This is a genomic window from Allobosea massiliensis (assembly GCF_042655245.1).
In the GTDB taxonomy this organism is placed as follows: Bacteria; Pseudomonadota; Alphaproteobacteria; order Rhizobiales; family Beijerinckiaceae; genus Allobosea; species Allobosea massiliensis.
The window spans coordinates 525,522-531,858 of sequence record NZ_JBHSLU010000063.1 but is presented as its reverse complement, the minus strand read 5'-3'; the positions used below and the strand labels follow the sequence as shown (position 1 = coordinate 531,858).

Genomic DNA, 6,337 nt, shown 5'->3' with positions numbered 1-6,337 from the left:
GGCCGCTGCGACGCCGCAATCCGCAACCGCCTAAAGGCAATCGGCATGGGGGTCAGTTCTTCATGACGCAAAGGGGTCAGTTCCGAATGTCGCTGGACACGTGTCTTTGCAGCTGCAAAGATTCTGCGCTGGTGCGCCTCGTGCGCGGGTGCTGCTGGTGGACTCCTATTGGGACCATCAATCGAGGTCGGATCATAATCCAGGGTGCAAGATCGGTCTCTGGTGGGGGAAAGCCTGTGGCATGCGCCTCCTCATCTGTTGGGCATCGGTTCGATCCCGCGAGGTGGGCCAAACTTTGCAGCTGCAAAGATTCTGCGCTGGTGCGCTTAGTGGCGCTTCCCGCTCCCGCTGGTCCCATCGCTCAAGGAACGACTTAAGTTCGCGGCTGCAGAGTTTTGTCTCTGCTGAACGGATGCCAGTTGTGTGCCGTTCGCCGCTGTCGGGCCGCAACTCGATTACACGTGGAGCAGATCTTTGCAGCTGCAAAGATTCTGCGCTGGCGGGCCTGGTGGCGCCGGTTGCATCGTCTATGCGCGATCGCTCTTGGCACGACGAAAGTTTGCAGCTGCAAAGATCGAGTGGCGACTGGCTATGTGCGCTCTGCCCTGCTGGCCGGCCTGGTTGAGTGGCCTCCGGCATTGGCTCTTTGCAGCTGCAAAGATTCTGCGCTGGCGGGCCTGGTGGCGCCGGTTGCATCGTCTATGCGCGATCGCTCTTGGCACAACGAAAGTTTGCAGCTGCAAAGATCGAGTGGCGACTGGCCATGTGCGCTCTGCCCTGCTGGCCGGCGTGTGAGTGGCCGCCGGCATTGGCTCTTTGCAGCTGCAAAGATTAGGCGCTTCCCCGGCGTCGCGCGCCATCGCCTTATGGTGCCACGACGCGACGGCCTGATCTGGGGAGATGCAAGAGGAGCTATACGCCCCCATTTCTCCGTCGTGCGGTCTCTCCTGCCCCATGGCTCGACCTGCTCATCGACGGGGTGAATCTTTGCAGCTGCAAAGATTGGGCAGTGCGTCGGCGCGCCTGGCACGGATTTGCGCCGCGCTTCGAAACTGCGTGCGCCTGCTCGTCCAATGTTTGCAGGTGCAAAGGGGGAGCGATCGGCAGGCCACTGCCTGTGGCGTGCGTGGTCTTTCGGCGGAAAGATCTTTGACGATGAGATTGGATCTTTGCAGCTGCAAAGTTTGGCCGCGGAGCGGTCGGTGTCACCGGCGGTCTGCCATGATGGAATGGCAAGCTTCCGCGGCCGACAACGAGGAATCTTTGCAGCTGCAAAGATTGTGCGGCGGCGCCACTAGGCCGCTCGTGGCCTCATTCGGACACCGCAGCGCTTTGGTCCGATCAGCAGTTTTAAGCTGCAAAAATCGGGCGCATGCGGATCGGCCTATGTTCCTGGGAGCGCAGTCTCCGCTGCCGGCCTTCGCACCACCGCGTCGGAATTGAATCTTTGCAGCTGCAAAGATCGGGCGACAGATGCACCGTTGGTGGGCATCTGCCCTCGGCCAGGCTGGAGTTGACCCCGTTTCGCCGGACAGGCGGCGGTTGGGTTTATGCACTCAGCCTGATGAACTCGCGAGGCGAGCGGAACTTCAGGCCTGAGTGCGGGTGGACCTCGCAGTAGTCCTCGATCCAGAGGGGGAGCAAGGCGAGGATGGTGTCGGCGTCGGGTAAGATCGTCACGCGAGCGTAGTCGCGTTTCAGCGTTTTGACGAAGGCTTCCGACATGCCGTTCGACTCCGGGCTGCGAACGGGGGTGAAGAGCAGCGCCAGGCCGAGGGCGCGTGCCGTGTCGGCTGTGTCCTTGGCGATGTAGGCGCTGCCGTTGTCGGACAGCCATTCGACTGCGTGCGGCACCCTGGTCGTCCCAAAGCGGCGTTCGACGGCGGTCACCATGAGATCGCGGACCATCTCGCCGGAGATGCCGGCTTGCGCCACCGCCGACCAGGCAATGATCTCGCGGTCGCAGGCATCCAGTACGAAGAGGACGCGCACGACCTCGCTGTTACGAGCATGGATCTCCAGATGGTCCGAGCACCATCGCACATTCGAACGAAGCGCGATGACGACGCCGTCGTGCATCCGGCCGGGCCGGTGCGCCGTATGGCGTTCCAGCGTCAGGCCGTGATGCTGCATGATCCGCAACACCCGCTTGGCATTGATGGTCGACAGGCCTTTTGCTCGCCGCTCTCGGTTCAAGAGCGCTGTAACGCGTCGATAGCCATAGGTCGGCCGGGCATCGACGATGGCCCGGATCGACGGAAGGAACTCAACATCCTGCGCCTTGCGGTACGGCCCACGCGGCGTGGGCGTCCCACCGCGTCGCTCGTTGATGTGGGAACGAGCGACGCCGAGCGTCCGTGCGACCGCGCTCACCGTGAACCGTCCGTCGGATCGCTCCAGGACAGTAAGTGCGATGTCCGTTTTTTTGGGCGGGCGACGTCGAGCGCCTCTTTGAGGATTTCGTTCTCCATCGTCTTGCGACCGAGCAACCGCTCCAGATCGCGAACGCGCTTCTCCAGATCGCGGACGCGCGAGGTGCCAACGACGTCCTCATCCGCTTGAACGGCGGCGTGACCGCCTTCCAGCATGCGGCGCTTCCAGGCGAAGAGCTGCGAGGGCGAGATGCCCGCCTGGCGCGCCACGAACGACACGCTCATTCCAGGCTGCATCGCTTCTTCGACGAGACGGACCTTCTCGGCCGTCGACCAACGGCGCCGGCGCTGCACCGAGGTGATGACTTCAACCCGCGAGAACGGGCCGTCAGGGGATTTCGACATAGTCGTACTCATAGGCGAATGCCTATGCCTTATCGGCTATGCCACCTGTCCGATCAAAACGGGGTGCGCTCCACAGGCTTCATGGTCTCCGGGGCACGGTATCTTTGCCGCGGCAAAGATTGCTGACGGCTCTCGTGCGTTCGCTGGCTGGGTCAGTCGCGCCCCGGGCTTACTGTTGAGCAAGCCTCTGCTGGGCTGGGCGCGCGACTTCCGATCCACAGGCGGGCTTGTGGAACAGAATCTTTGCAGCTGCAAAGATTGCTCGCCGAGGGAAAGCCGTGACCCGAGCTAACGAATATCGAAGTCGATGGATTGAAGAACGTGCTCGAGGATCGGCTTGAAGAGGATCGCGTCTGTTTCCCGATGAGAGACCGTGATTAGGGCCTTCGCTGTTTCAAGCGGCACGTGGAACTGTCTGACGAAAAACGGCGGCCCCCCGGCAGCACCGGATCGCTTGTAGGTGATTAGCAGCGCCGTGCGGCCGTCAATGGAAGCGAGTGATGCCCTCGGCTTTTCAAGGATCTCCATACCGAGTTTACGCGATGCATCCTCCATTTGAGCAAACTCAATCTGGAGTTCGTTCGCCAAATCCCTCAGGAGGCTGTGTGGGTTCGCTTTGGCTGCATCGCTCAGTTGGCGCTGGGTGGGGCCGTCGTTTTTGAGCCGCGTGACGCGAATGATAGCGCCGGCAGGGGCGGGTCGGGCAGATACCGCGAGCGAAGCGACGGTGGGAGGCGATCCCGTTATCGACTCCGACAGCGTTGCAAGATTCGCCCGGCTTGCCGCGTCCAGAGCTTCCCAATGGCGCGGTATCTCGATCGATAGCATGCCTGTAATAACGACGCGTGCGAATTGCGACTGCCCCTCTGCGACCGCGGGGACGGGGGGCGCAAAGTTTGCAGCTGCAAAGATCACAAGCCCGACTAGGTGTCTCGGAAAGGTCATAGCCGCCTCGCTGCAAGCCTGACGGCCTTATAGGAAGCCGGAAGGCATCAGGCTAGGACGATGGGGGCTCGATGCGAACGCCTGAGCTCACCCCGCTCTTCTCGAGCAGGTGTTTGATCGATGAGGCTTGCCACTTGTCGCCGAGCCGGGGAGGGCGGACGCCCATTTTTGTCAGGACATCTCCAATGTCACGGAGGCTGAGATCAGGGTCAGCGGCAGCGATCCCCGCGACCAGCGTCGCAAGGGAGGTATCGCGCCTATGGTTCGGCGCTCGCTTCAGCAGCGCCTTGTCTAGGAGCCCTTCCTTTGCGAGCCGGTTTGCCGCCCGCTGCAGCCGATCATGTGTCCAGTCCAGACCTCGCGACCGCAGATAGGAGGCGACCTGGCGCCATGTGTGTCGTGGCCGGAGGGCTCGAACCGTCGGTATCCACGGCTCGGACTCCTTGATGAGCGCGTTGAGGTACGTGGCATCACGCGCCGACGCGATCTTGCGGAGCATCTTCGGATCACGCGAGCGAACGCCGGGGTTGCCTGGTTTGCGGCCGCGGGCCTTGGCAGCTTGAATGCCGGCCTTTGTTCGCTCGCTGATCAGGCTGCGCTCGAGTTCCGCGACTGCTCCTAGCACCTGCAAAGAGAAGCGCCCCTGCGGGGTGGTGGTGTCGATCGGGTCTCGCAGCGAGCGGAAGTGTCCGCGTCGCTGGTCGAGCTCTTCGATGATCGTCAGGAGGTGAGAGACCGACCGAGCCAGACGGTCGAGGCGAACGACAACCAGAGTGTCGCCGGGCTGGACGTTGTTGAGCAAGCGGATAAGGGCCGGCCGGGCGCGGCTGGCGCCCGATGCGTGCTCCTGGACGATCTCGGCACAGCCCGCGGCCCTCAGCTCCGATAGCTGCGCATCTGTCGACTGGTCGTCTGTTGAGACGCGCGCATAGCCGATCAGACGGCCGGCGGGGGAGGGGAGGGGGCTCTTTGCCATCAAATCCGATCTCGAATCCACCCTTTTGTACAATAATACAAGCGTCCAGCAAACGACCAGTTGATAGCGAGTTTATAGGTTCCCTTCGGGCGCTGCCAGCCCACGGAACCGCAGGCGATTTGGCGCTCCAGGGCCCGAAAACGTTGAGGTAGAGCCCCTCAGGGCGGCCATTTTCGGCCTTGCGGGCCCCGACTACGCCCGCGGCAGGGAAACCGGGCCAAATGGCCGTTTTTAGAGCCCTCAAAGCGGGTATTCGGTTAGGGTAGCGAAAAGCAAGTTGACTATCATTAAAGGGCGTGGCTCTAGTGTAAGCCATTGTTCACTATGATTTGTCTGGATTCGCTTAGCCGGGCTCAGTGGCGCTTTGTACAGGCGATAGAGCCAGGGGCCAGAGGGTGCCGAGGGATCTGTGATCCGGGAGCGCGATTGGGGATCGTGCAGAGGAGCAAGACAGATGGATAGGCAATCGAGATGGTACTCGCCTTCCGTAAGGGAGTCGATGAAAATTGGAGGTGGAAACGCCGCATGAAGCGTGCCCCGCTGAACTCGTATGCATCACTGGGCGCGGCCTTCTCGCGGGAGACCGATGATCTTGCCGTCGGAGTGTGCCGATTGGATGCGCGGCTCGCCGCGAGTGGCCTAGCCGATGGCTGGCAGAACCGCTGCGACATCAATGAGGCATTCATGGCGATCCAGTCCGAGGGGTTCCTCGTTGATCTGACGGACCTGGTGCTTCACGACGGCAATCTGAACAAGCGTGCGCCTACGAATGAATTGGTCCGGGCGTCGTCAATTCTCCGGGCGTACCGGGTGGCGCGACAGCGTCCTGCGCCATGGCCGCTCACGAAAAGGGGGCTGGCCTCTCTGGCCGGAGGGCTATCGTCGAAGGAGTTTGCTGAGGAGACGCCGCCGCCAGCAACCACCGAACGGAAACGGAAGGATGAGGATTTCGACGCGTTCTCTGACCAGTTTGCGGAGATTGATGCACTGATCGAGAGAACGGGGCGGGTTTTGCGGGGCGAGGTGGCTGCGAGCCGGAACCGCACTTTGTTGGCCGGAACTCCCGACGAAAAGCAGTTTGAGGCCGAGGATCGGTGGTTCAGCGTTCTGTCCGATCTTGAGCGGTTGCCAGCGGTGCAAGCCGCCGCCTTCGGCTGGCAGGCTTGGCGCGAACTGGGTGTCCATGATGGACAGCCGTGGCTTGGCCTTATCATCGCGAGCTCGATCCTGCGATCGCGCGGGTTGACGGAATCGACCCTTCCGCTGGCTGCTGCCTATCGGAAGGCAGGGTACCGCGGACGTCAGCTGATATCGAAGGAGATGGCGGTCGGCACATTCTGCGAGTTGCTCACCGAGGCGCTGCGTCTCGCCAATTCGGATCTCTCGACCTTGAGCCTTCATCGCGACCTCATGGCGCCCAAGCTGGCAGGGCGCCGCAAGGGCTCAAAATTAAACGATCTCGTCGACCTTTTCCTGTCCCGGCCGATCGTGACGATGCCGCTGGCGCGCGAGCATTTGAAGGTTACGCCGCATGCCGTGAAATGCATGTTTGACGAGCTCGGTCCGTCGCTGCCACGCGAGCTGACCCAGCGCTCGCGCTACCGCGCGTGGGGCATCATATGAGCCGTATTTTCAACGC

Annotated in this window: 4 protein-coding genes; 1 reads left to right on the top strand and 3 read right to left on the bottom strand. The window is 62.0% G+C overall.

Going from position 1 to position 6,337, the window contains the following annotated elements:
- Positions 1-1,548: 1,548 nt before the first annotated feature.
- From ACFPN9_RS20390 to ACFPN9_RS20380, 3 genes are all read right to left on the bottom strand, one after another.
- Positions 1,549-2,777, bottom strand: a protein-coding gene (locus ACFPN9_RS20390; RefSeq protein WP_377817520.1) for an IS3 family transposase whose coding sequence is annotated in 2 segments (ribosomal slippage) — positions 1,549-2,429 and positions 2,429-2,777 — 1,230 coding nt in all. Because the reading frame shifts where the segments join, the coding sequence is not laid out codon by codon here.
- 288 nt (positions 2,778-3,065) lie between these two features.
- Positions 3,066-3,605, bottom strand: a complete 540-nt coding sequence (locus ACFPN9_RS20385; protein WP_156449765.1) for a hypothetical protein — start codon at positions 3,603-3,605, stop codon at positions 3,066-3,068.
- 169 nt (positions 3,606-3,774) lie between these two features.
- Positions 3,775-4,698, bottom strand: coding sequence for a recombinase family protein (locus tag ACFPN9_RS20380; protein WP_068077825.1), 924 nt, complete (start codon positions 4,696-4,698; stop codon positions 3,775-3,777).
- Positions 4,699-5,223: 525 nt separating this feature from the next.
- Here ACFPN9_RS20380 and ACFPN9_RS20375 point away from each other — a divergent pair.
- A complete protein-coding gene (locus ACFPN9_RS20375; RefSeq protein ID WP_377817519.1) occupies positions 5,224-6,321 on the top strand; it encodes a helix-turn-helix domain-containing protein in 1,098 nt (365 codons plus the stop codon).
- Positions 6,322-6,337: the final 16 nt, after the last annotated feature.